We start from the raw sequence: 22,515 nt of genomic DNA, 5'->3' as shown, positions 1-22,515 counted from the left end.
GAGCGCCGAACACGCCCTGAACTGCCCGATCAAGGGGAGGAATGACCCGATCGGGCCATGGTCGGGTGGTCAGGATGAGTCCCGGCTGCCAGTGGGCAGACTCGATCACGCGGCGAGCCTAGGATCGCCTGCATGGCTTCGGCGAAGGTGCATGAGCTCACCCCGCAGCAGGCCCGCCGGATCGCCGTACGCGCGCAGCTGCTGGACGCACCGCGGCCCACCGACCCCCTCGACGTGGTTCGGCACCTCGGTTTCCTGCAGGTCGACCTGACCCAGGTGGTGGCCCAGCACGCCGACCTCGTGCTCTGGTCGCGGATCGGGCACGGCTACGAGCCGGAGGACCTCGAGGAGCTCCTCGGTGACGGCGCGCTCGTCGAGCACCACGCCCTGCTCCGCCCCAGCGAGGACATCGCCCTCTTCCGGGCCGACATGGACGCGTGGCCGGGCCGGCCGCCGCTGAAGGTGTGGCAGGAGGACCTGGCCGACTGGGTGGGCGCCAACGACGGTTGCCGGCGCGAGATCCTCGACGTCCTGCGCGCCGAGGGACCCACCGCCGCCCGCGACATCCCGGACGGCTGCGAGGTGCCGTGGCGTTCGAGCGGCTGGACCAACAACAAGAACGTGATGAAGCTCCTCGAGTGCATGGAGCAGCGCGGCGAGGTGGCCGTCGCCTCCCGCGAGGGCCGCGAACGACGGTGGGACCTGGCCGAGCGGATCCACCCCGGCGACCCGGCCGTGCCGGCGGAGGAGGCGCACCGGACCCTCGCCGGGAGGCGGCTCCGGTCCCTCGGGCTCGCTCGGCCGCGTGCACTGGAGGCGTGGCACGAGCCGTACGCGGTCCGCGACGTCGGCGAGGCGGCGCGCGTGGAGGGCGTACGCGGTCTGTGGCGGGTCGACCCCGCCTACCTCGACGGCAGCTTCGAGGGACGTACGGCCGTCCTCTCGCCCCTGGACCGCCTCGTCTTCGACCGCAAGCGCATGGAGGAGCTCTTCGCCTTCGACTACCAGCTGGAGATGTACAAGCCCGTGGCCCAGCGGCGGTGGGGCTTCTGGGCGATGCCGGTCCTCGACGGCGACGAGCTGGTCGGCAAGATCGACGCGACCGCCGACCGTGGGGCGGGGGTGCTGGTCGTCGACGCGGTGCACGAGGACGGCGACTGGTCCTCCGGACGTCGCAGGCGCGTGGACGCGGAGCTGGGGGCGCTGGGGGAGTGGCTGGGCCTCGAGGTCGTCCGGGACTGATCGGGACCACCTCCGACCGCCACCCCTAGGGGTGTATCAGCGGCTGGGCCCACCTCTCCTCAAGAGGTAAGGACACACCCAACTCGGAGGTTCTCATGCCTGACATTCCTGACGTACCGATCATCAACACCCTCGAACACCTCGCCCGTCAGCGGTGGGAGGTCGCCCGCCTCCGGCCGGAGATCTTCCGACCGTGGTGGAACCCGATCACGGTCAAGCTGCTGCTCGTCACCGACGGGCTCGACTTCGGTGACGGCGACTTCGGCCTGTCCGCGTTCGTCACCAGCCTGATCAACGACGGCCGCCGCTACGCCCGTTTCGACATCACCCTCGGCCACCTGCAGTCCACGGTGACCGACCAGCAGATGCTGATCCGGGAGTCTCGGATCAGCAATCGCATCAAGGGCTTCCGTTTCGACGTGGCCAGCCACTTCAGCGCCACGATGTACGACGAGGTGTGGCTGTTCGGGGTGGAGACCAACTTCAAGCAGTCCGCCTACGGGACCCGCGACACGAGCGCCGGCTATCCCGCGGATCGCCTCAGCGACGCCGAGCTCGACCGGTTGACCGCGCACATGAACGGCAAGCGCGGGCTGTTCGCCACCGGGGACCACGCGTCCCTCGGCGCCGGCCTGGGGAAAGCCGTGGACCGGGCGCGCAACATGCGTCACTGGGCGGACTTCGGCAGCGGTGAGACCAGCATGGGCGGGCCGAACCGCAACGACTCGAACGCCGTCGGTCATGACCCCGGCACCCAGTTCAGCGACCAGAGCGACGACGTCCCGCAGCGCCTCGACCTCGAGCTCTACCACTCACCGACCGGGTGGTTCCGCGAGGAGCGCTACCCCCACCCCATCCTGTGCAGCCCCACGGGACGCATCGACGTGTTTCCCGACCACCCGCACGAGGGGGAGGTACGCGTGCCGCCCGACCTCGGGCTCGCCTGTCGCGACGGCAGCGCGGAGTACCCCGGACGACTGGACGGAACCGGCCGCGAGGACCCCCGGGTCATCGCCCGGGGCAAGGTGCCGGCCGGGAACACCGCCGGCAGCAAGCAGGCCACCGTCGCCCACGGGTTCGGCGTGCTGTGTGCGTACGACGGACACGCGGCGGGCGTGGGCAGGGTCGTCACGGACTCGACCTGGCACCACTTCGTCAACGTTAACCTGATCGGCATCTTCGAGGGCGGCGTGTTCGACGACTTCGACCGGCCGGGGGAGGACCCGACCAAGCACACCGGCTTCCTGGCCAGTGCCCAGGGGCAGGAGGTGCTCAAGAAGATCCAGCACTACTACGTCAACACTGCCGTCTGGCTCGCGCCGCCCGACCTGGTCCGGGCGATGAACGACCAGTGGTGGTGGGACCTGGTCTGGAGCGACCGGGTCGTCGAGGCGACCCTGCTGGATCCCGCCACCACGATCGGTGACGTCCGGGTGCACGAGTTCTACGAGATCGGCTCGCAGGCCCGTGACGTGCTGGGTCGGCGCGCGACCGTGTGCCGGTCACTGCACTTCGTGTTTCCCTACCTCGACGAGGTCTGGGAGGAGTTCGTGCCCTGGGTGAACCCGTGGGACCCGGTCATCCGCGACGGTCTCCCCGAGCTGCCCTGGATCGACCCCGGTCCGCTGGTGTCCATCGCCCTCGGCGGAGCACTCGTGGCCCTGCGCGAGGCCCACCCGTACCCGACGGCGAAGCCGCCGAGGTTCGGGGAGGCGGAGGCAGCCATCGTGACCCGCGGCATCGCCACGGCCCTGGCGGTCGGGGTCCGCCACCTGCAGCGCGACCTCGCCTCGTTGTCCCTGGCCGTCGACGCGGGCGCGGGCAGGATCGAGAAGGCGGCGAAGGAGCCCGTGAGTGGGAAGTCCCCGGCCCGGCGCACCGCGAAGGCTGCGACGAAGCGCACGACGAGGACGAAGAAGTAGGCGGCGGGAGCCAGACCGACGGTCGGTCCTGATCCGTCCGGACCGGCCTCAGGCCAGGCGCAGGACGGCGAGCACGGTGCTGTCCGAGTCGCCCACGGTGCCGCTGAGGTGCAGGCCCCCGCCGAGCGGCGTACCCACGAGCCGGGCCAGGTCGATCTCCAGGCCCGAGCAGCGCACCGTGGTCACGCCGCCCTCGTCGCGCACCGAGTCGACGGACCTGATGGCCGGGCCGTCGACACCTGCGCCGCTGCCCAGCACCTCCATACGGGCAGGGATGTCGATGCGCTGGCCGTCCTCCTCGACGAACATCTGCGACTGGCGGGCGCCGGTGACGATGCCTGCGGCCAGGGTGGCGGCCCACACCGGGTCCCCGCAGCCGTCGTACGCCCAGCGCTGGCCGAGGACGGAGTGCTGGGTGGTGCCGATCAGGTGCTCCTCGGCCCCGGCGAGCGGGGCGGCGCGGTAGGTCAGGGGCGTCTGCAGGACGCTGCCGTCCTCGGTGAGCCAGAGGATCGTCTCCACACCGACCTCACCGGCCGGGTCGTCGAAGCGGTACTCGGCGACCTTCTCGGCGATCCGGTGGCCGTCGGCCCAGGGGCGGCCCGGCAGCCAGGACTCGACGAGCTCCTGCTTGGACGGCGACAGCGTGGCCTTGTGGATGATGCCCATGCGGCGAGACTAGGCACGCAGTCCGAGGGACTCGGCGAGTCCTTCGGGGTCGGCCACCGCGAGGGTGGCCCCCGGGTGGGTGATGGTCGCGGTCGGGTCGATCGCCGGCACCGGCTCGTGGAAGGACAGGCACAGCGCCCGGTCACCGTTGGTGGTGAAGGAGACGCCCTTGTCGCTCAGCGACAGGTGCGGCGGGCCGGCGGTCTTGACGAAGGAGAAGCCGCCCGTCACCTCCGCGGAGGCGATGTTGCTGCGGGGGGTCAGCAGGCGCCACGGCCCGAAGCGGACGAACAACCACACCGGACCGACCTCGACCGTCGTGGATCGTGGCGTGATGCCGAAGGGCCGCCCGGCGAGGGCGTACGTCGGGTCGAACGCGAAGTCGAAGGCCCGGACCGGTTCCTCGTCGGTGCCCAGCCCGCTCCGGTCACGGACGAGCCTCTTGAGGGCGGCCGACGCCGGGATCCGGTAGGGCTGCAGCAGCGCGGCTGATCGCCCGGGCACCCGGAGGAGGGCCCGGCTGCCGCCGCCGGCCGCGGGGACGACGTGATGGTCCATGTGCACGGCGGCGGGGCCTCTGCCGACCCTCCACGACCAGGACCGCTGGTCCGGGTCGACGGACGTGACCTCGAAGTCCACCGCCACACCGGGAGGACCCTGCACCCGGCCGGTGGTGCCGGCGGCGAGGACCGGCTCGGTCGCCTCGACCTCGCGGATGAGCGGTGCCCACACCGGCCACGAGGCCGGCGTGGTGAAGCGCAGCCATGCGTCGTCCGCAGCGGCCCGACCGTGCGCGTCGACCAGCATCAGAGGGTGACGGTGGCGTTGTCGCCCAGGTCGGGCTCGGCGTCGCTGACCAGGCCCTTGGCGAGCTGGATGGCGGTGCTCACCTTGCCGGGGGACTCCCAGAACTCCGCGGTCGCGCCGTCCACCGCGAGCAGCACGTTGGAGGCGTCCTCGGGCCCTCCCGACATGAAGATGCCGGCGGAGGCGTCCCACAGCTCCTTGAGCTTGGCCCGGTCCTCGTCGACGTGGGCGGTGCCGGTGAGCGAGACCCACCCCGACTTGCTGGAGAACGAGACGTTGACACGCGGGTCGGCCTCGATGGCGTGCACCTTGTCCGTGTCGCGCTCAGTGATGAACCAGATGGTGCCGGGGTGCTCGAAGTCCTGCATGCCCATCGGCGTCGACACGAGGGAGCCGCCGGGCGCCACGTAGGTCAGCACGGCGATCCGCGTGTCCTTCATGATCTGGGCAACGGTCCCGAGCTGGTCGTCGTGAGTGGTCGTCATGTCCTCGACGATGGCACCCACGGTGAAACCGTGCCTCATCCGCAGGGGCGTGCGGTCACATCGCGACCCCGTGGCGCGTCGTACTGGCAGGATTGCCTGCAGCCACCGGGTGGGCAGGCACCGGGCGGGCACACACGGGAGACGCGCAGATGACGAGCACGCACGCGGCAGACGACCACGACATGATCAAGGTCCAGGGGGCCCGGGAGAACAACCTCAAGGGCATCGACGTCGAGCTGCCCAAGCGCCGCCTGACGGTGTTCACCGGTGTCTCGGGCTCCGGCAAGAGCTCGCTGGTCTTCGCCACCATCGCCGCGGAGTCCCAGCGGATGATCAACGAGACCTACAGCGCGTTCGTGCAGGGTTTCATGCCGTCGCTGGCGCGCCCCGACGTCGACCACCTCGAGGGCCTCACCACCGCGATCATCGTCGACCAGGAGCGGATGGGAGCGAACCCGCGCTCGACGGTGGGCACGGCCACCGACGCCAACGCGATGCTGCGGATCCTCTTCAGCCGCCTCGGCGACCCCTACGTCGGTCCGCCGACGGCGTACTCGTTCAACGTCCCCACCCGCAAGGCGAGCGGGATGATGACCACCGAGAAGGGCGGTCGGACCGAGCGGAAGACCGTCAAGCAGGAGGTCTACCTCGGTGGCATGTGCCCGCGCTGCGAGGGGATGGGACGGGTCAACGACATCGACCTCACGGCGCTGTACGACGCCGACAAGACGCTCGCCGACGGGGCGCTGACCGTGCCCGGCTACTCGATGGACGGGTGGTACGGCCGGCTCTTCGAGGGCATGGGCCTGCCGATGGACAAGCCGATCAGGTCGTTCACCAAGAAGCAGCTCGACACGATGCTCTGGGCCGAGCCGACCAAGATCAAGGTCGAGGGCATCAACCTCACGTTCAACGGGATCATCCCGCAGATCCAGAAGTCGATGCTGTCCAAGGACCCCGAGGCGATGCAGCCGCACATCCGCCGCTTCGTCGACCGCGCGGTGACGTTCCAGACGTGCCCCGACTGCGAGGGCACCCGACTGACACCCGAGGCCCGGTCGTCGAAGATCGCGGGCAGGTCGATCGCGGACCTCTGCGAGATGCAGATCAGCGATCTCGCCGACTGGGTGCGCGAGCTGGACGAGCCCTCCGTGGCGCCGCTGCTGCGCGGTCTGCAGCACATCCTCGACTCGTTCTCCGAGATCGGCCTGGGCTACCTCTCGCTCGAGCGACCGGCAGGCACGCTGTCGGGTGGGGAGGCGCAGCGCACCAAGATGATCCGCCACCTCGGGTCGTCGCTGACCGACGTCACCTACGTCTTCGACGAGCCCACCATCGGGCTGCACCCCCACGACATCGAACGGATGAACCAGCTGCTCCTGCAGCTGCGTGACAAGGGCAACACCGTCCTGGTCGTCGAGCACAAGCCGGAGACCATCGCGATCGCCGACCACGTCGTCGACATCGGTCCCGGGGCCGGCGCGGCCGGCGGCACGATCTGCTTCGAGGGCGACATCGCGGGCCTGCGCGCCAGCAACACCATCACCGGCCAGCACCTCGACGACCGCGCCCACCTCAAGGACTCCGTACGCACGGCGACCGGGAAGCTGGAGGTGCGGGGGGCCGCGACGCACAACCTGAAGGACGTCGACGTCGACGTGCCGCTCGGGCTGCTGACCGTCGTCACCGGTGTCGCAGGCTCGGGCAAGAGCTCCCTGATCCACGGCTCGCTGGCGGGTCTGGACGACGTCATCGTGATCGACCAGGCGGCGATCAAGGGCTCGCGGCGCAGCAACCCCGCGACGTACACCGGGTTGCTCGAGCCAATTCGCAAGGCCTTCGCCAAGGCCAACGGCGTCAAGCCGGCCCTCTTCAGCTCGAACTCAGAGGGCGCCTGCCCGACGTGCAACGGTGCCGGCGTGATCTTCACCGAGCTCGGCCCGATGGCCACCGTCGAGTCACCGTGCGAGGAGTGCGAGGGTCGCCGGTTCCAGGCCGAGGTCCTGCAATACACCTTCGGCGGCAAGGACATCGCCGAGGTGCACGAGATGTCGGTGAGCGACGCGCTCGAGCTCTTCGGCGCCGGCGAGGCCCGGATCCCGGCAGCGGTCAAGATCCTCGAGCGGCTGACCGACGTCGGGCTCGGCTACCTCACCCTCGGGCAGCCGCTGACGACGCTGTCCGGCGGCGAGCGCCAACGGGTCAAGCTCGCCAACCAGATGGGCGACAAGGGCGCGGTCTACATCCTCGACGAGCCCACGACGGGACTGCACCTGGCCGACGTCGCCAACCTCCTCGGCCTGCTCGACCGGCTGGTCGACTCCGGCAAGTCGGTGATCGTCATCGAGCACCACCAGGCCGTGATGGCGCACGCCGACTGGATCATCGACATCGGTCCGGGTGCCGGTCACGACGGCGGCACGGTCGTCTTCGAGGGACCGCCCGCGGACATGGTCGCCGCGAAGGAGCCGACGCTCACCGGCAAGCACCTGGCGGCGTACGTCGGGCGCTGAGGACTCAGGCCTGGCAGACCGGGCACCAGAACAGCCGCCGCGCCGCGACCAGCGTGTCCTGGACGGGGGTGCGGCAGGTGCGGCAGGGGAGACCGGCGCGACCGTAGACGTAGTGCGAGTCCACCCGCCGGGGCCGCCCGGAGGGTCGTTCCCGGTCGTCGGGGGAGGTGGTGACGATGCGACCTGCGCGGACGCCCGCGCGCAGCAGCACGACGAGGTCGTCCCAGACGGCCCGCAGCTCACCGGCGTCGTGGTCGCGACCGAGGCGGAAGGGATCGAGGCGCTGGCGGAACAGCACCTCGGCCCGGTAGACGTTGCCGACGCCCGCGACGACCGACTGGTCCATCAGCAGCGTGCCGATCGGAGCACGGCTGCGCAGCACGCGGTCCACGAAGGCGTCGGCGTCGGGACGGCGGCGCAGCGGGTCCGGGCCGAGCCGGGCCAGGACGACCTTGCGCTCGGCATCGGTGAGGAGCTCGCACGCGGTCGGTCCGCGCAGCTCCAGCCAGTGCTCCTCGCCCACCAGCCGCAGCCGGAGGGCGCCGCGGGCCTCGGGTGCGGGCAGCAGCCCGTCACGGAACTTGCCGTAGAGGCCCAGGTGCACGTGCAGCCACACGTCGTCGTACTGGTGGAAGAGATGCTTGCCCCAGGCGTCGGTGGCGCTGAGGACGCGACCGTCGAGCAGGCGTGCGCCGTCCTCGAAGCGGCCCTGCGGGCTGTCGGCGGTGACGCGCTGGCCGACGAGCAGCCGGGCATGGCGGCGCGCGAGTCGGTGGATGGTGTGTCCCTCTGGCACTCCGTGATCGTGTCCGACCGGTCCAACCCGGACGCCGTACGTCACCTGCGACGATGGTGCGCATGAGCCGCACCGACCTCCGCTCAGCCATCGCTGACCGCCCCGTCGTCCTCGACGGCGGGCTCGCCACGCTCCTCGAGCAGCACGGACACGACCTGTCCTCCGACCTGTGGTCCGCGCGCCTGCTGCGCGACGACCCGGGCGCCATCGAGGCGGCGCACCGCGAGTTCTTCCTCGCGGGTGCCCAGGTGGCCACGACCGCGTCCTACCAGGTGTCGTTCGAGGGCTTCGGTGCCGTCGGCGCCGACCGCGACGAGGTCGGGCTGCTGCTGAGGCGCAGCGTCGCCCTCGCCGCCGCGGCGCGGGACGAGGTGGCGCCCGCCGGGTGGGTCGCGGCCTCGGTGGGCCCGTACGGCGCGGTGCTGGCCGACGGCTCGGAGTACCGCGGCGACTACGACCTCGACGTCGCCGGGCTGCGCGCCTTCCACCGGCCGCGGCTCGACGTGCTGGCGTCCACCGTCGGAGAGGGCGCCGACGTGCTGGCCATCGAGACCGTGCCCTGCCTCGCCGAGGTCGAGGCCGTGCTGGCGGAGCTCGACGGCACCGGCGTCCCGGCCTGGCTGTCCCTGTCGGCCGCCGACGGACGGACCCGCGCCGGCGAGCCGCTCGAGGAGGCGTACGCGATGGCGGCCGACGTCGCCGAGGTCCTCGCGGTCGGGATCAACTGCACCACTCCCGCCGATGCCGGACGCGCGGTGGCGCTGGCGGGGGCGGCTGGGCCGGCCGTCGTCTACCCGAACTCCGGCCAGGCCTGGGACGCCGAGGCCCGGTCGTGGACGGGGCGCTCGGCCTTCGAGCCGGCAGACGTGTCGGCCTGGGTCGCTGCCGGCGCCCGGCTCGTGGGCGGGTGCTGCCGGGTGGGACCGGCCGACATCTCGTCACTGCGCGCGACGCTCGTGCCATGACGTCCGACGCCGGCGCGTCCACGCGCCCGTCCTCCGTCCCGATCCTCGACGCGATGGGCATCCGGGTCCTCGAGGCCTCGTCGGGCAGGGCCGTCGCCGAGCTGCCACCCGAGCCCAACGTCAACCACTTCGGTGTGACCTACGCCGGCTCGCTCTACAGCGTCGCCGAGATGCTCGGCGGAATCCTGGCATTGAGCACCTTCGACCTCGAGGGCGAGCTCGCCGGCTTCGTGCCCCTGGTCAAGGAGTCGACCATCCGGTTCCGCCGACCCGCGCTGGGCGTCGTACGTGCCTCGGCGTTCCTCGCCGACGAGGAGGTCGCGCGGGTGCGTCGCGACGCCCTGGAGACGGGCAAGGGGGAGTTCGTGCTGGAGGCCACGCTGACGGACGCGCAGGGCGAGGTCGTGGCGTCGACCGTCGGTACCTACCAGCTGCGCCGCTTCTGATGCGGCGCTGCCGCCTGCACGTGGTGGGGGCCAGCGGGTCGGGTACGACGACGCTGGCGCGCACGCTGGCGTCGTACTGGTCGGTGCCGCACGCGGACGCCGACGACTACTTCTGGGTGCCCAGTGACCCGCCCTACGTCGCGAAGCGTGCCGAGGCCGAGCGGACCGCCCTCATGCAGCAGGTGTTCGTCCCTCGGGAGGCATGGGTGCTCTCGGGCTCGATGATGGGGTGGGGCGCGGAGGTCGTGGCCGCGTGCGACGCGGTGGTCTTCCTGACCCTCGATCCCGACGAGCGGATGCGACGGCTGCACGCCCGCGAGGTGCTGCGCCAGGAGGGACAGACCTTCGACCCGGTGGCGTGGGAGGAGTTCCTCACCTGGGCGCGCGGCTACGACGACCCACAGTTCGCCGGCCGGACCCTGAGGGCGCACCAGGAGTGGCTGGCCGGTGTCGGTCGACCGGTCCTCACGCTCGACAGCGCCGCAGGTCCCGAGGCGCTCCGCGACGCAGTGCTCGCCTGGGAGCCGTGACTCAGCCGAGCGGAGCCCGCGTGGCGCAGGAGGCCATCCCGAGCCACGTGTGCCGGTTGCCCCACCAGCACCAGCCGACCTTCGGTGCGTCCTTGCGCTCGCGGCCGTCGCGCCCGGTGCCGTTGCTGATCCACAGCGCCGGCGTGCGGGCGTCGTACGACCCGTTCGCCCGGCGCAACCGAGAGCCGATCGTCATGAAGCAGTGGTTGCGCTCCAGCACCTCGGGTGCCTGGAGGAGCCAGTGGATGCCCTCGCCGAGGGTGAGTGGTGAGCGGCCGGCAGCGAGGATCTCTGGGAGGCACTCGTCCGGGGTCCGGTTGGCGTACACGTCGCCGCGATCGAGGCCGGTGATGACGTACGACGTCGGCGGAACGGGGGAGGCGTCCGTCGGGAGGAACGCGTCGACGTCGGTCATGTCCTCCACCACGAACCCGGGCTTGTCACCGCGGCCCAGGAGCGGCGCGAGCTGCGAGGCGGGCGCCGGCGTGACGAGCAGGCCGTCCGGGCACGTCGTCGCTGTGGCGCGGAGCTCATCGGCGGAGAGGTCGGCGTACGTGTGCACGCCGAGGGAGATCAGTCGTTCGGCCTGGTCGACGGGGGAGGGCAGCATGAGGTCCTTTCGGAGGCGATGAGGGCAGACGTTCAACGCACGGTGCGGCACCAGGGTTCCCGCGCCTCGTGGCACAGTCGTGCCCATGGCGTCCCAGGCCCGCTTCGTACTCCACGACCACCGTCGCCCGAGCCCGCACTTCGACCTGCGGCTCGAGGAGGACGGCGTGCTGCGCAGCTGGGCGGTGCCCAAGGGACTGCCCGACGACCCGGCGCACGACCGGTTGGCGATCGCGGTCGACGACCACGAGCTCGACCACGTCGACTTCGAGGACGAGCACAAGTCGATCGCCGACACGGGCACCTGGCACGAACATGACCGGGACGAGCGCCGCATCGTCTTCTCGCTGCACGGGCGCAACGCCGTACGCCGGTTCGCCCTGATCCACACCGGAGGGAAGCAGTGGCTGCTGCACCTGACCAAGGAACAGCCCTGACGATACGTCGACCGTCGCGCCCATGACGCTGCGGTTCGCGATGCTTCAGCACGGATGCGCACGAGGTACGCGGACGTGCTGCGACGACTCGGCGAGTGACCACCTACCTGTCGCTCGAGGACCTGCTGACACTGGCGGAGGACCTCGGGATCGGGCCCGTGCGGGACCTCGGACTGCTCGACTCGGCCGGCCATCGACCACAGGCCCGACTGTGGGGATCCGACGCCTGGGCGCGGCCCACCTGAACGAACGTCGTGGAGCTCGCGAGCCGCCTCACGACTCACGAGCTCCACGATCCGGTGCTGACTTCCGTCGCCCCTGGAAATATCGCCGATAACTGACATTATGTCAGTTTGCACAGATCGAGCCGCCCTCACGCCTCGAGACCGCCGACCTCCCCTGCCAGGTGTGGACCCGCGAGGCACACAGCCGCCTGGGCCGCCCCGGCGTGCAGCGCCGCGGTCAGGTCGGCGCCGGCGAGACGAGCCACCAGGAAGCCGGCGAAGAACGCGTCGCCGGCGCCGTTGGTGTCGTCGACGTCCAGCGATGCACCCGGCACCTCGGCCCAGGTGCCGTCAGGACCCACAGCAGCCGAGCCGGCAGCGCCGTGCGTGACGACGACCGAGGTGCCGTCGGCTGCGGACCGCTCGGCGAAGTCGCGCCACCCGGGCATGGCGACGGACGAGAGCTGGACGTGGTCGGCCAGTGCGAAGGCCGCGTGGAAGGCGGATCTGCCGTCGAAGTCGTGCAGGTCGGTCCACGCAGGTACGCCGGCGTCCTGCGCCCACGCGACCCAGGGCCGGGCGTGCCACGCCAGATCGGCCACGACGACGTCCTTCCCCGCCAGGTGCTCGGCGGCATCTGCACGGGTCCACTCGGCGACGGGTTCGGGGAGGTGGGCGTAGATCGAGACCCGCTCCCCTGCGGCCATCAGGTTCACGTGGCGCTCGCAGAGCCCGCTACGGCTCTCGCGGCTGATCACGCGCACGCCCGCCGCCTCGAGCGAACGACGTACGCGCCTCGCCACGTCGTCGGTGCCGAGCACCGTCAGCAGGGTGACGTCGGCACCGAGGCTCGCGAGGTTGAGCGCCTTGCCGGCCGAGGTGCCGCCCAGGGTCGCCCATGAGCGCTCGGCGAAGTGGGTCCCCGGGACGGCCTCCGGCAGGGCGGCGAGGTGGATGATCTCGTTGCAGCTGGCGGGGCCCACGACGAGGACACGGGGCGTCATGCCCCCAGCATCTCCCGATAGGTCGGCACCATGTCCACCCAGCGCGCCTCGTCCTCGTCCCGCGCGCTCCCCGCCACGTGTGCGGCCAGGTCCTCGGCGTGCACCTGCCAGCCGGCACCGTACGTCGCGAGCTGGTCCAGCGGCACCCCTCGTTCCTCGATCACCAGCCGTGTGCCGCCCTCCACCTCGGAGAGGGTGGCCTCGATCGTCGACTCCTGGTCGGCCGCTTCGTCCTCCCAGGTCGTCAGCACCAGGCGGTGCGGTCGCTCGCAGACGTCGACGCGTCCGTTGCCCTCCCACCCGCTGGTGAACCGGGCCGTGAAGGCGCCGCCCACCTCGAGGTCACCCGAGACGCTCGCGATCCAGCGAGCGAGGCGCTCGGGCCGGGTGCACGCCTCCCACAGGTCCTCGATGTCGGTGGCGTAGACGTCCTCCACGCGCACCGCTCCCCTGGTCTCGTCGAGCCGGTGCAGGGTTGCCAGGATCTTCACGACTGCTCCTTCGTGCGTCGCGACGTCCCGCGCGCGACCTCGGTGTGCAAGGCATCGAGCCGGTGCTGCCACAGCGACCGGTAGGACTCCAGCCACGCGTCGACCTCGACCAGTGCCTCCGGGCGGAGGCTGTAGATGCGGCGCTGCGCATCCTGCTCGACCGACACCAGGCCCGCCTCGCGCAGCACCCGCAGGTGGCGTGAGACACCGGGTCGCGCGATCGGCAGCGCGTCGGCCAGCTCGGTGACCGTCGCCGGGTGGTCGCGGAGGATCTCCAGCATCGTGCGCCGGCTCCCGTCCCCCAGCGCCTGCAGTACCGCGTCCATACCCGCAACGTACCAGACATGGTACGTACCCGCAACGTTACGTACGGCGCAGCCGCCATTTCATCGACGCCACAAAGGTCAGCGCCTGACCTCGCACTGGCGCACGGTCTCGCCGTTGAGGCAACGGTCCCGCCCCGCATCACCGCGCAGGATGTCGCGACCGGGACCTCCGTCGAGCAGGTCGGCGAACCTCCCGCCCACCAGGTTGTCGCGACCCTGCCGGCCGAAGGCCTTGATCCGCAGGTTGGCGCCGGCGTAGAGGGAGTCCTGTCCGGCGCCCCCGTGGAAGGTCAACCGGCCCCGCGGCGCGGAGAAGCTGAGGTCCTCCGCGCCCTGGTAGACGAGGCGCTTCCGACCGTCCGCGGTGATCTTCTCCCGCGGGACGTCGACGACCCAGCGGGTGCCCGGGTCGAAGGTCGCCTTCGGTGCGGTCAGGCGTACGACGTCACGCCCGGGGCCCGCGTCGACCTCATGGCCCTTGCGCCGACCCACCACGGCGTTGATCTCGTCCCGACCACCGCCACCGTGCACGCTCACCCGATCGCCCGCTTCGAAGTAGTCCTTGCCGTCGCCACCTCCCAGGTCGCTCCCACGGCCCTCACCGAACAGGACGTCCTGGCCCTCCTCGCCGAGGACGCGGTCCCTACCGAGGCGGGAGAACACGTAGTCGGCGCCGCCGCCGGCCCGTACGACGTCATCGCCGGGGGCGAGGGTGGGGTCGTGCTGCTGCATGGTCCGCGGTCCGACCCGGTCCGGCTCGAGGGTGTCGTCGCCGCCACGTCCGAAGATGCGGTCGTCCCCACCCCCACCCTGGATGGTGTCGCGCGCGTCCGACCCGACGAGGACGTCGTCGAACGCGGTGCCCACGATGCCGCCGGAGTAGGGCGGCACCGCGATCGTGTCGGTCCCCTCACCCGTCGCCCGACCGGTCGAGAAGTCCACCGCGACCGGGCCGGCGGCGTCGCGGTAGGACACCCGGTCGTAGTCACCGGGCCCACCGTCGGCCGACCCGCCGGCGGACTGGGGGTCGTCGCCGAGGTCGACGTGGTCGTCGCCGGGGCCGGGCACCAGGAGGTCGCCCTCGTAGGAGTCGTCGGAGAAGTACTCGCCGTCGAGGCCACCGAAGAGCCGGTCGTTGCCCGGGCCGCCGATCAACGTGTCGCGCCCGTCGAGCCCGCAGATGGTGTCGTTGCCGGCGCCACCGTCGATGACGTCGCCGAGTGCGGTGCCCAGGATGACGTCGTCGCCGGCTGTCCCGGTCGTCGGTGTGCCAGCGACCGCGACGACGGTGGGGTCCTTCCCGTCGCAGGTGGTCTCGGCTGCAGCGGATCCGGCGGCCCCCATGACGATCCCCAGCGGCGCCACCAGGGCGATCAGCGGGACGAGGGCGTGGGTGCGGCGCATGGGAGCTCCTCCGGAGGTCGTCGTGCCCGCGTGCTCATCGGGCTGTCGTACTGGGGACGCCACGACCGCCGGAATAGTTGCGTCGGGTCGACGAGATGGTGCGCGGGCCTAGGTTGGAGGCATGGCTGACATCCCCACGTACGTCCTCAACGACGGCACCACACTGCCCGCCATCGGGTTCGGCACCTATCCCCTGCGCGGCGAGGACGGCACCGCCGCGATGGTCCGCGCGCTGGAGACCGGCTACCGCCTGCTCGACACGGCCGTGAACTACGAGAACGAGACGGAGGTCGGCGAGGCGATCCGGCGCTCGGGCCTGCCGCGCGACGAGGTGCTGGTCGCCAGCAAGATCCCCGGCCGCCACCACGCCTACGACGACGCCATCGCGTCCGTGCGCGCATCACTGGAGCGGCTGGGCCTCGAGCGCACCGACCTCCACCTCATCCACTGGCCCAACCCGAGCCGGGGCACGTACGTCGAGGCGTGGCGCGCGCTCGTCCAGCTCCAGAAGGACGGGCTCGTGCGGTCGATCGGCGTCTCCAACTTCACCGAGGAGCACCTGAGCCGCATCATCGACGACACCGGCGTCACCCCTGCGGTCAACCAGGTCGAGCTGCACCCACGCTTCCCGCAGGCGCACATGCGCGAGGTCCACGAGCGCCTCGGCATCCGCACCGAGGCCTGGAGCCCGATGGGCAAGCGTCGCGCGCCGCTCGAGGAGTCGGCCGTGACCTCCGCCGCGACGGCGTACGACGTCTCCCCCGGGCAGGTCATCCTGCGCTGGCACGTCCAGCTCGGGTCGCTGCCGATCCCCAAGTCGGCCGACCCTGCTCGGCAGGCCGCGAACCTCGATGTCTTCGGCTTCGAGCTCACCGACGACGAGATCGCGGCGATCGCTGCGCTGGCCGAGGACGAGGGCCGGCTGTTCGGCGGGGATCCGGACACCCACGAGGAGATGTGACGGGTCGCTGGCTACCATCGGCGCCATGCTGAAGCGACTTGCCGCCGTCACTGCCTGCCTCTCCGTCCTCGCCCTCGCGGGCTGCGGCAACGAAGGGGACGCCGACACCGCGTCCGACACGTCCAGCGCGTCGCCGTCGGAGTCGGAGTCCTCGGAGCCGGCCGCCGGTGGCGAGACCACCACGTGCGACTACCCCTCGGACGGTCAGGAGCCGGCCCGCGACGTCGAGCCCCCCGACGCCGAGGCCCAGGGCGAGGGCACGGTCGCGGCCACCATCACGACCAACTTCGGCGAGATCGGCCTGACCCTCGACGCCGCCGCCGCCCCGTGCGCGGTGGACTCGTTCGTGTCGCTCGCCGAGCAGGGCTTCTACGACGACACCCCGTGCCCGCGCATCGGTGACCAGGAGGGCTTCGGCATCCTCCAGTGCGGCGACCCGACGGGCACCGGCGCCGGCGGAGCGGGCTACTCCTTCGCCGACGAGCTGAGCGGCGATGAGACCTACCCGGCGGGCACGCTCGCCATGGCCAACGCCGGCCCCGACACCAACGGGTCGCAGTTCTTCCTGGTCTTCCGCGACTCGCAGTTCCCGCCGAGCTACACGGTCTTCGGGACCATCGACGAGTCCGGACTCGCGACCATCGACAAGATCGCGGCCGTCGGCAACGACGGCGCCAACCCCGCCGGCGGCGGCGCCCCCAAGGAGGACGTCACCATCGAGCAGGTCACCGTCGGCTGACCACCCGCTGGTCCAGGAAGCGCCCGGCAGCTCTCACGGGACCCGGTTCTCGTACACGACGTCCTCGCCGAGCTGCACGGTCCTCGAGACCGTGCACAGCCGGTCGCGCGACATCTCGATCGCGGCCTGGACGCGATCGCGCGCGGCGTCGCCCTCGGGCCCATCGGGGAAGGCGACGTCGAAGCTGACCCGCAGGCCGGTCAGGTGGTTGCCGTTCCCGTCGCGGACCTTGTGTCCCTCCGCCTGCACGGCGAAGGTCGTGCTGGAGGCGCGCTTGTGCGTGATCGCCTCGACGTCCAGGGCGCTGCAGCCCGCGATCGCGGCCAGCAGCAGCTCGACGGGAGTGAAGTCCGGGTCGTCTCCCCCGACGCCCATGAAGGTCTCTCCCCCGCGGTCGTTGGTGGCCTTGAAGCGGGCCGGCCCGATCCGGGTGAGCTCGATGCTGCGCAAGGTGTCGTCCGTCATGGCGAACACCCTGCCAGAGCAGGGCTCGGACAGGGTGTCGGTGACCCGGCGGTGGGGTCCGCGGGCGTCGTGCTGGGGGGGATCAGCGGGTGACGCGGCGCGCGGCGCGCCGGGCACGGCGCTCCTCACGACGGGCGATCTCCACATTGCGCAGGAGGGCGCGGTCCTCGGCCGAGTGAGCCCGCGCGTCAACGAGGCTGAGGGCGAGGTGCAGCTGCGGGTTCATGGAGATCTGTCCTTCCGAGGGGTTCTGGCCCTCGAGTCGTGAGTGAAGTTGTGTAAGACGTGGCCGCTCCGTTGCGACTCTTACATTCTACGGACGAAGAAGGTCCGGACCGGCATCAGCGCGTACGTGATCTCGGCCACCAGCCGTCACCCACCGACGGCTAGGGTCGGGGCGTGATGAGCCAACGGCCACGACGCCCCGGACCGTCGGTCCGCACCCGTGTCGTCGAGCACACGACCGACGCTGAGATCCCGCGCGAGGACCGGCTGATCACCGAGGAACCGCTCGAGATCCGGGTCCGCGCCGAGCTCGTGGAGCCGAGGCGCGCCTGGGTCACCATGCGCACCCCGGGACACGACTTCGAGCTCGCCGCCGGCTGGCTGGTCAACGAGGGCCTCGCCGCCCGCGACTCCGTGGCGCAGGTCGCCTACTGCACCGACGCCGACCTGGCCCCGGAGCAGGAGTTCAACGTCGTCACCGTCACCCTCGCGGGCGCGGCCGACCTCCCCCACCGCCACGTCGCCTCGTCCGCCGGCTCCTCGGCCTGCGGCGTCTGCGGCAAGGACAGCATCTCCGACGCGCTGGCCACCCGGACGGCGACCCCGTGGCCGGGGCCCCGCCCCGACGCGTCCGTCGTACGACGCCTCCCCGAGGCGCTGCGCGAGCGCCAGTCGCTCTTCGCGAAGACCGGCGGCGTCCACGCGGCCGGCCTCGCCGATGCCGACGGGGTCCTCGAGGTCGTCAGGGAGGACGTCGGACGCCACAACGCTGTCGACAAGGTGGTCGGCGCGCGCGTGCTGGCCGGCGCGGATCCTGCCGGGGCGTGCCTCGTCCTGAGCGGCCGGGTCGGCTTCGAGCTCGTCCAGAAGGCCGCCGCCAGCGGGATCGGTGCCATCGTCGCCGTCGGAGCGCCGACCAGCCTCGCCGCGCGGCTCGCCCACGAGGCGGGCATCGACCTCTGGGGCTTCACGTCCCCGGGACGCACCGTCCGCTACGGCTGAGCGCGGACGGTGGCCCTCCCAGCGGCGTGGTGGCCAGCGGGTGTCGGTGCGGCGTTCTAGGTTCGTCCTGTGCGCATCCTCCACACCTCCGACTGGCACCTGGGGAGGTCCTTCCACCGCGAGGACCTGCTCGGGCACCAGGGTGCGTTCGTCGACCACCTCCTCGAGGTCGTCGAGGACGAGAAGGTCGACGTGGTGGTCGTCGCGGGCGACGTCTACGACCGGGCACTCCCCCACGTCGACGCGGTCGCGCTGGCCGACGAGACCTTCGCCCGGCTGGCGGCCTCGCGCGCCAAGGTGGTCGTCAGCAGCGGCAACCACGACAGCGCCCAGCGCCTCGGCTTCGGCTCCCGCCTGATGGACGCCGCGGGTGTCTTCGTCCGCACCGACGCCTCCACCGTCGGCACCCCCGTCGTGCTGAAGGACCGGCACGGCGAGGTCGCCATCCACGCCATCCCCTACCTCGACCCGTCGGCGCTCCTCGAGCCGTGGAGCCTCGGGCACCGCAGCCACGAGGCCGCCCTGTCCGAGGCGATGACCCGCGTACGCCGTGACCTGTCGGCCCGCGTCAAGACCCGCTCGGTCGTGCTGGCCCACGCCTTCGTCGCCGGGGCCACGCCGTCGGAGTCCGAGCGCGACATCAGCGTGGGCGGTGTCTCGCGGGTGGCCACGTCGACCTTCGACGGCATCGACTACACCGCCCTCGGGCACCTCCACGGCCCCCACGAGCTCGCACCGGCGCTGCGCTACTCCGGTTCGCCGCTGGCCTACTCCTTCTCCGAGGCCGACCAGCAGAAGGGCACCTGGCTCGTCGAGCTGGGCGCCAAGGGCTTCTCCAAGGCCCACTTCGTCCCGGCGCCCGTCCCGCGGCGGCTGTCGCGGATCACCGGCTCGCTCACCGACCTGCTCGCCGACCCGGCCCTCGCCGAGCGGGAGCAGGACTGGGTCCAGGCCACCCTCACCGACGTCCCGCGTCCCGCGCGGGCGATGGAGCAGCTGCGCCAGCGCTTCCCCCACACCCTCGTGCTCCAGTTCCCCACCCCGGTCAGCGACCACCCGACACCGGGGCGCCCGGCGAGCGGCACGAGCGACCACACCATCGCCCTCGACTTCGTGCGGCACGTGCGCGGCGCGCCGGCCACGACCGCGGAGTCCGACCTGCTCCAGGAGGCCATCGACTCCTGCTGCCACGACCCCGACCAGGACGTGCTCGTCAGCGCCTCGACGGGTGGGGCCCGATGAGGCTCCACCAGCTCAGGATCATCGGGTTCGGGCCCTTCGCCGACCCGGTCACGATCGACTTCGACGCGCTGTCGGACGCCGGCCTCTTCCTGCTGAGCGGTCCGACCGGTGCCGGCAAGTGCAGCATCCTCGACGCGGTCTGCTTCGCCCTCTACGGCGACGTGCCGGGCGACCGCTCGGCGGCCAAGCGGCTGCGCTCCGACCATGCCGGTGACGACGTGGTGCCGCGGGTCGAGCTCGAGGCGACGTTGTCGGGGCGCCGCTTCCGGATCGATCGGTCGCCCGCCTGGACCCGCCCCAAGAAGCGTGGCACCGGGACGACCCTGGAGCAGGCCCGGGTGGTGATCTCGGAGCGGCGGTCGGCGGACGACGGCAGCGACGTGTGGCACCCCCTGAGCACGCGTCTCGACGAGACCGGCCACCTCGTGACGCGGCTCGTCGGAATGACGCTCCCCCAGTTCTGCCAGGTGGCGATGCTGCCCCAGGGGCGCTTCCAGGCCTTCCTGCGGGCCCGCTCCGAGGAGCGGCACGCGCTGCTGCAGCAGGTCTTCCAGACCGGGCGCTTCGACCGCACCGAGCGGTGGCTGCGCGACCGGCGCGTCGAGCTGCGTCGGACCGCGGAGCAGCACCAGGCTGCGGTCGCCGACCTGGTGAGCCGGGTGAGCGAGGTGGGTGGTGTGCAGGCGCCCGCCGACTGGCCGACCGACCCGACCTCGCTGGGCCGGTGGATGGACGAGCTGTCGACGACGGCCGTCGCCGCCTCGGTGGCGCAGGCCATCGAGGTGGAGGCCGCCTCGGCGGCCGAGGTCGCGGCGTCCGAGGCATCGGCCGCCGGCATCGAGCTGGCGGGGCTCCGGGCCACGCACGCGGCTGCCCGACGTGCCTGGGCCACCCTCGAGGCGGCGGCACCCGACCACGAGTCCCGCAGGCGCACCGTGGCGCAGGCGCACCGCGCTGTTGCCGTACGCCCGCTCCACGACCTCGCGGTGGAGGCCCGCCGAGAGGTGCGCGAGCTGGACCAGCAGGGGCGCGCGGCCAGGGAGCAGCTGGCTGAGCTCCTGGGACGGACCACCCTGGACGACCAGGAGATCGCCGAGCACCAGCGCGTGGCGACCCGGACCCTCACCGACATCGCCCGGATCCGACCCCTGCGCCGCCAGGCGGTCGACCTCGAGCGCCAGCTCGGGCGGCTCGCACGCAGCCAGCAGGAGACCGCGGCCCAGCTGCAGCGGGTGGAGACCCGCGCCGCGGAGATCCCCGACCTCCTGCTCAGCGTCGAGCCCGCACTCACCGCGGCGCGCGAGTCGGTCACCCTCGCCGCCGACCTCGCCGCCGACCTCGAGGTGCTGCGTTCCCGCACCCGCGCCGCCCGGTCCGCCGAGTCCCTCACCACCCAGCTCGTGACGGCGGAGCAGGCGATGGGTGCCGCCACCCAGGCCCGGCTCCTGGCCCGGGAGACGCTGGTCGCGATCCGTGAGCGTCGCCTCGACGGGATGGCCGCCGAGATCGCGCTCAAGCTGGCCGTCGGAGCGTCCTGCCCGGTCTGCGGGTCCGCCGACCACCCCTCCCCCGCTTCACCCGCGCCCGGAGCGCCCGACGAGGTGGCCGAGCGCGAGGCACGCCGCGAGGTCGACGACCTCGAGGTCGTCGTGGAGGCCCACTCCCAGCAGGTCCGCGGGCTCGAGGCCCAGCGGGCGACCGCGCTGGCGGAGTCGGGTGACTCCGTCGAGCACCTCCTCGTCGAGGAGGAGGACACCCTGGCCCGGCTCGAGCGTGCTCGGAGCCAGGCCGCCACCCTCGACGCCCACACCGCTCGTGCCGACGCGCTCCACGCCGAGCGGCTGGATCTCACCCGCGAGCGCGAGCAGCTGGCCACCGCCCTCACCCGGCTCGACACCGAGTCCGCCGTGCTCCGCGCACGGATCGAGAGCCTGAGCGACCAGGCCGCGGAGGTGGTCCCCGTGGGAGCCGACCTCGATGCGCTGACCGCGCTCCACCAGCAGGTCGAGGTGCTCGCCCAGCAGTGCTCCGCAGTGGCTGCCGACCTCGCCCGCGCCCGTGCCACCGCGACCAGCACCCAGGAGGCCGCCGATGCCCTGGCGGCCGCGTCCGGCTTCGACTCCTCGGCGTGGGCGGCCGCCGCCTGGCTCGCCGAGGCCGACATCGCCGCGCTCCAGCACCAGATCGACCGCCACGAGCGGGAGGTCGCCCGGGTCCGCGACCTGCTGACCGACGAGGCCCTGCTCAGCTCCGCAGCAGTCGACGCGCCCGACCTCGAGGCGCTCGCCCAGGCCCACCACCGCACCCGGGAGGCTGCCGCGCTCGCCCGTCAGACCGACATGGCGCTGCGCGACCGGGGCCGGCGGCTGCACGGCCTGGCCGCCGAGATGGCGGACGCGCTCGCCGTGTGGGGGCCGGTCCGCGCCGACCTCGACCTCGTCGCCGAGCTGGCTTCCCTCGTCGAGGGCAAGCACCCCGACAACCGGATGCAGATGCGCCTCTCCGCCTACGTCCTCTCCCACCGGCTGGGCCAGGTCGTCGAGGCGGCCAACCTGCGGCTGTCCACCATGAGCGACCAGCGCTACTCCCTCGTCCACACCGGCCAGCGCGGCGCCGGCGAGACCCGCGGCGGGCTGAGCCTGCTCGTCCGCGACGACTGGACCGGCGACACCCGCGACCCGGCCACCCTCTCCGGGGGCGAGACGTTCGTGGTGTCGCTGGCGCTCGCCCTCGGCCTCGCCGACGTCATCACCGAGGAGGCCGGGGGCACCGACCTCGACACGCTCTTCGTCGACGAGGGCTTCGGATCGCTCGACTCCGAGACGCTCGAGGACGTCATGGACACCCTCGACACGCTGCGCGACGGAGGCCGCGTGGTCGGCGTGGTGAGCCACGTCCCCGAGCTCCAGACCCGGATCCCGACCCAGCTGCGGGTGCACCGCGGCCGGCACGGCAGCCGTACGTCACTCAGCCTGGGCTAGCGGCGCGTCCTGGCCACGCGAGCCGGTCCG

The 22,515-nt window shown here is 72.1% G+C and carries 24 protein-coding genes; 13 read left to right on the top strand and 11 right to left on the bottom strand.

The genetic code is table 11. The features are described from left to right. Positions 1-132 precede the first annotated feature (132 nt). The gene (locus tag BM127_RS20425) at positions 133-1,242 is read left to right on the top strand and encodes a DNA glycosylase AlkZ-like family protein (RefSeq protein WP_091201737.1); all 1,110 of its coding nucleotides are present in this window, start codon (positions 133-135) and stop codon (positions 1,240-1,242) included. 95 nt (positions 1,243-1,337) lie between these two features. Beyond that, positions 1,338-3,164: a hypothetical protein gene (locus BM127_RS20420; RefSeq protein WP_091201735.1), complete on the top strand. Its 1,827-nt coding sequence runs from the start codon at positions 1,338-1,340 to the stop codon at positions 3,162-3,164. Positions 3,165-3,212: 48 nt separating this feature from the next. On the opposite strand, the gene BM127_RS20415 is transcribed toward BM127_RS20420, so the two are convergent. Genes BM127_RS20415 through BM127_RS20405 form a run of 3 tightly spaced genes read right to left on the bottom strand, consistent with a single transcriptional unit; the run spans position 3,213 to position 5,125 of the window. Next, a complete protein-coding gene (locus BM127_RS20415) occupies positions 3,213-3,833 on the bottom strand; it encodes a CG0192-related protein (protein WP_091201733.1) in 621 nt (206 codons plus the stop codon). A 9-nt stretch (positions 3,834-3,842) separates the two neighbouring features. Then, on the bottom strand, positions 3,843-4,640 hold the full coding sequence (locus tag BM127_RS20410; RefSeq protein ID WP_091201731.1) for an SRPBCC family protein: 798 nt from the start codon (positions 4,638-4,640) through the stop codon (positions 3,843-3,845). Further along, positions 4,640-5,125, bottom strand: coding sequence for a pyridoxamine 5'-phosphate oxidase family protein (locus tag BM127_RS20405; RefSeq protein WP_091201823.1), 486 nt, complete (start codon positions 5,123-5,125; stop codon positions 4,640-4,642). The genes BM127_RS20410 and BM127_RS20405 overlap by 1 nt, the downstream gene beginning before the upstream one ends. A 149-nt stretch (positions 5,126-5,274) precedes the next feature. On the opposite strand from BM127_RS20405, the gene BM127_RS20400 reads away from it, so the two are divergent. Beyond that, complete coding sequence (locus BM127_RS20400; RefSeq protein WP_091201730.1) at positions 5,275-7,638, top strand: ATP-binding cassette domain-containing protein; 2,364 nt, start codon at positions 5,275-5,277, stop codon at positions 7,636-7,638. Positions 7,639-7,642: 4 nt separating this feature from the next. On the opposite strand, the gene BM127_RS20395 is transcribed toward BM127_RS20400, so the two are convergent. Further along, on the bottom strand, positions 7,643-8,434 hold the full coding sequence (locus tag BM127_RS20395; RefSeq protein ID WP_091201727.1) for an Fpg/Nei family DNA glycosylase: 792 nt from the start codon (positions 8,432-8,434) through the stop codon (positions 7,643-7,645). A 62-nt stretch (positions 8,435-8,496) separates the two neighbouring features. Here BM127_RS20395 and mmuM point away from each other — a divergent pair, with 62 nt between their 5' ends. From mmuM to BM127_RS20380, 3 genes are read left to right on the top strand one after another with little or no spacing between them, the layout of a single operon-like run. Next, on the top strand, positions 8,497-9,399 hold the full coding sequence (gene mmuM / locus BM127_RS20390; RefSeq protein WP_091201821.1) for a homocysteine S-methyltransferase: 903 nt from the start codon (positions 8,497-8,499) through the stop codon (positions 9,397-9,399). Continuing rightward, complete coding sequence (locus tag BM127_RS20385; protein WP_091201726.1) at positions 9,396-9,845, top strand: PaaI family thioesterase; 450 nt, start codon at positions 9,396-9,398, stop codon at positions 9,843-9,845. The genes mmuM and BM127_RS20385 overlap by 4 nt, the downstream gene beginning before the upstream one ends. After that, positions 9,845-10,375 carry a P-loop NTPase family protein gene (locus tag BM127_RS20380; protein ID WP_091201724.1) on the top strand — a complete coding sequence of 177 codons (531 nt, stop codon included), beginning with the start codon at positions 9,845-9,847 and terminating at the stop codon, positions 10,373-10,375. The genes BM127_RS20385 and BM127_RS20380 overlap by 1 nt, the downstream gene beginning before the upstream one ends. A 1-nt stretch (position 10,376) precedes the next feature. On the opposite strand, the gene BM127_RS20375 is transcribed toward BM127_RS20380, so the two are convergent. Then, positions 10,377-10,985 carry a DUF5701 family protein gene (locus BM127_RS20375; protein WP_091201722.1) on the bottom strand — a complete coding sequence of 203 codons (609 nt, stop codon included), beginning with the start codon at positions 10,983-10,985 and terminating at the stop codon, positions 10,377-10,379. Positions 10,986-11,070: 85 nt separating this feature from the next. On the opposite strand from BM127_RS20375, the gene BM127_RS20370 reads away from it, so the two are divergent. Next, complete coding sequence (locus BM127_RS20370; RefSeq protein ID WP_091201720.1) at positions 11,071-11,421, top strand: DNA polymerase ligase N-terminal domain-containing protein; 351 nt, start codon at positions 11,071-11,073, stop codon at positions 11,419-11,421. A gap of 95 nt (positions 11,422-11,516) precedes the next feature. Then, positions 11,517-11,666, top strand: coding sequence for a hypothetical protein (locus BM127_RS20365; RefSeq protein ID WP_198554386.1), 150 nt, complete (start codon positions 11,517-11,519; stop codon positions 11,664-11,666). A gap of 128 nt (positions 11,667-11,794) precedes the next feature. Here BM127_RS20365 and BM127_RS20360 read toward each other — a convergent pair whose 3' ends face one another. The 4 genes from BM127_RS20360 to BM127_RS20345 all read right to left on the bottom strand — a co-directional run bounded on the left by BM127_RS20360 (position 11,795) and on the right by BM127_RS20345 (position 14,870). After that, a complete protein-coding gene (locus BM127_RS20360; RefSeq protein WP_091201718.1) occupies positions 11,795-12,649 on the bottom strand; it encodes a carbohydrate kinase family protein in 855 nt (284 codons plus the stop codon). After that, on the bottom strand, positions 12,646-13,140 hold the full coding sequence (locus BM127_RS20355) for an SRPBCC domain-containing protein (protein WP_091201716.1): 495 nt from the start codon (positions 13,138-13,140) through the stop codon (positions 12,646-12,648). Before BM127_RS20355 ends, BM127_RS20360 begins: the two co-directional genes overlap by 4 nt. Beyond that, complete coding sequence (locus BM127_RS20350; RefSeq protein ID WP_091201714.1) at positions 13,137-13,466, bottom strand: ArsR/SmtB family transcription factor; 330 nt, start codon at positions 13,464-13,466, stop codon at positions 13,137-13,139. The genes BM127_RS20355 and BM127_RS20350 overlap by 4 nt, the downstream gene beginning before the upstream one ends. Before the next feature lie 78 nt (positions 13,467-13,544). Further along, the gene (locus tag BM127_RS20345) at positions 13,545-14,870 is read right to left on the bottom strand and encodes a calcium-binding protein (RefSeq protein ID WP_091201712.1); all 1,326 of its coding nucleotides are present in this window, start codon (positions 14,868-14,870) and stop codon (positions 13,545-13,547) included. A gap of 121 nt (positions 14,871-14,991) precedes the next feature. On the opposite strand from BM127_RS20345, the gene BM127_RS20340 reads away from it, so the two are divergent. Next, positions 14,992-15,831 (top strand): aldo/keto reductase, encoded by an 840-nt coding sequence (locus BM127_RS20340; RefSeq protein ID WP_091201710.1) that lies wholly within the window; start codon positions 14,992-14,994, stop codon positions 15,829-15,831. Between the two features lie 25 nt (positions 15,832-15,856). After that, positions 15,857-16,570 carry a peptidylprolyl isomerase gene (locus BM127_RS20335; protein WP_091201708.1) on the top strand — a complete coding sequence of 238 codons (714 nt, stop codon included), beginning with the start codon at positions 15,857-15,859 and terminating at the stop codon, positions 16,568-16,570. A gap of 33 nt (positions 16,571-16,603) precedes the next feature. Here BM127_RS20335 and BM127_RS20330 read toward each other — a convergent pair whose 3' ends face one another. Together BM127_RS20330 and BM127_RS22440 are read right to left on the bottom strand one after the other, a co-directional pair. After that, positions 16,604-17,035, bottom strand: coding sequence for an OsmC family protein (locus tag BM127_RS20330; RefSeq protein WP_091201819.1), 432 nt, complete (start codon positions 17,033-17,035; stop codon positions 16,604-16,606). A gap of 82 nt (positions 17,036-17,117) precedes the next feature. Then, on the bottom strand, positions 17,118-17,261 hold the full coding sequence (locus BM127_RS22440) for a hypothetical protein (RefSeq protein WP_157829604.1): 144 nt from the start codon (positions 17,259-17,261) through the stop codon (positions 17,118-17,120). 176 nt (positions 17,262-17,437) lie between these two features. On the opposite strand from BM127_RS22440, the gene BM127_RS20325 reads away from it, so the two are divergent. From BM127_RS20325 to BM127_RS20315, 3 genes are all read left to right on the top strand, one after another. Beyond that, a complete protein-coding gene (locus BM127_RS20325) occupies positions 17,438-18,262 on the top strand; it encodes a formate dehydrogenase accessory sulfurtransferase FdhD (protein WP_091201706.1) in 825 nt (274 codons plus the stop codon). 69 nt (positions 18,263-18,331) lie between these two features. Further along, positions 18,332-19,504 (top strand): exonuclease SbcCD subunit D, encoded by a 1,173-nt coding sequence (locus tag BM127_RS20320; protein WP_091201704.1) that lies wholly within the window; start codon positions 18,332-18,334, stop codon positions 19,502-19,504. After that, positions 19,501-22,485, top strand: a complete 2,985-nt coding sequence (locus BM127_RS20315) for an AAA family ATPase (RefSeq protein ID WP_091201702.1) — start codon at positions 19,501-19,503, stop codon at positions 22,483-22,485. The genes BM127_RS20320 and BM127_RS20315 overlap by 4 nt, the downstream gene beginning before the upstream one ends. The last annotated feature ends 30 nt before the right edge of the window (positions 22,486-22,515 follow it).

It is taken from the genome of Nocardioides alpinus, assembly GCF_900112035.1.
Classification (GTDB): domain Bacteria; phylum Actinomycetota; class Actinomycetes; order Propionibacteriales; family Nocardioidaceae; genus Nocardioides; species Nocardioides alpinus.
The sequence above is the reverse complement of the archived record's forward strand: the minus strand, read 5'-3'. Positions and strand labels throughout refer to the sequence as shown.

Excerpts from the sequence above, each read along its gene's own strand:
- BM127_RS20380 (WP_091201724.1), top strand. The coding sequence starts at position 9,845 with ATGCGGCGCTGCCGCCTGCACGTGGTGGGGGCCAGCGGGTCGGGTACG.
- BM127_RS20330 (WP_091201819.1), bottom strand. The coding sequence starts at position 17,035 with ATGACGGACGACACCTTGCGCAGCATCGAGCTCACCCGGATCGGGCCG.
- BM127_RS20375 (WP_091201722.1), bottom strand. The coding sequence starts at position 10,985 with ATGCTGCCCTCCCCCGTCGACCAGGCCGAACGACTGATCTCCCTCGGC.
- BM127_RS20325 (WP_091201706.1), top strand. The coding sequence starts at position 17,438 with ATGAGCCAACGGCCACGACGCCCCGGACCGTCGGTCCGCACCCGTGTC.
- BM127_RS20350 (WP_091201714.1), bottom strand. The coding sequence starts at position 13,466 with ATGGACGCGGTACTGCAGGCGCTGGGGGACGGGAGCCGGCGCACGATG.
- BM127_RS20400 (WP_091201730.1), top strand. The coding sequence starts at position 5,275 with ATGACGAGCACGCACGCGGCAGACGACCACGACATGATCAAGGTCCAG.
- BM127_RS22440 (WP_157829604.1), bottom strand. The coding sequence starts at position 17,261 with ATGAACCCGCAGCTGCACCTCGCCCTCAGCCTCGTTGACGCGCGGGCT.
- BM127_RS20385 (WP_091201726.1), top strand. The coding sequence starts at position 9,396 with ATGACGTCCGACGCCGGCGCGTCCACGCGCCCGTCCTCCGTCCCGATC.
- BM127_RS20345 (WP_091201712.1), bottom strand. The coding sequence starts at position 14,870 with ATGCGCCGCACCCACGCCCTCGTCCCGCTGATCGCCCTGGTGGCGCCG.
- BM127_RS20405 (WP_091201823.1), bottom strand. The coding sequence starts at position 5,125 with ATGACGACCACTCACGACGACCAGCTCGGGACCGTTGCCCAGATCATG.
- mmuM (WP_091201821.1), top strand. The coding sequence starts at position 8,497 with ATGAGCCGCACCGACCTCCGCTCAGCCATCGCTGACCGCCCCGTCGTC.
- BM127_RS20425 (WP_091201737.1), top strand. The coding sequence starts at position 133 with ATGGCTTCGGCGAAGGTGCATGAGCTCACCCCGCAGCAGGCCCGCCGG.
- BM127_RS20410 (WP_091201731.1), bottom strand. The coding sequence starts at position 4,640 with ATGCTGGTCGACGCGCACGGTCGGGCCGCTGCGGACGACGCATGGCTG.
- BM127_RS20340 (WP_091201710.1), top strand. The coding sequence starts at position 14,992 with ATGGCTGACATCCCCACGTACGTCCTCAACGACGGCACCACACTGCCC.
- BM127_RS20315 (WP_091201702.1), top strand. The coding sequence starts at position 19,501 with ATGAGGCTCCACCAGCTCAGGATCATCGGGTTCGGGCCCTTCGCCGAC.
- BM127_RS20420 (WP_091201735.1), top strand. The coding sequence starts at position 1,338 with ATGCCTGACATTCCTGACGTACCGATCATCAACACCCTCGAACACCTC.
- BM127_RS20360 (WP_091201718.1), bottom strand. The coding sequence starts at position 12,649 with ATGACGCCCCGTGTCCTCGTCGTGGGCCCCGCCAGCTGCAACGAGATC.
- BM127_RS20415 (WP_091201733.1), bottom strand. The coding sequence starts at position 3,833 with ATGGGCATCATCCACAAGGCCACGCTGTCGCCGTCCAAGCAGGAGCTC.
- BM127_RS20370 (WP_091201720.1), top strand. The coding sequence starts at position 11,071 with ATGGCGTCCCAGGCCCGCTTCGTACTCCACGACCACCGTCGCCCGAGC.
- BM127_RS20335 (WP_091201708.1), top strand. The coding sequence starts at position 15,857 with ATGCTGAAGCGACTTGCCGCCGTCACTGCCTGCCTCTCCGTCCTCGCC.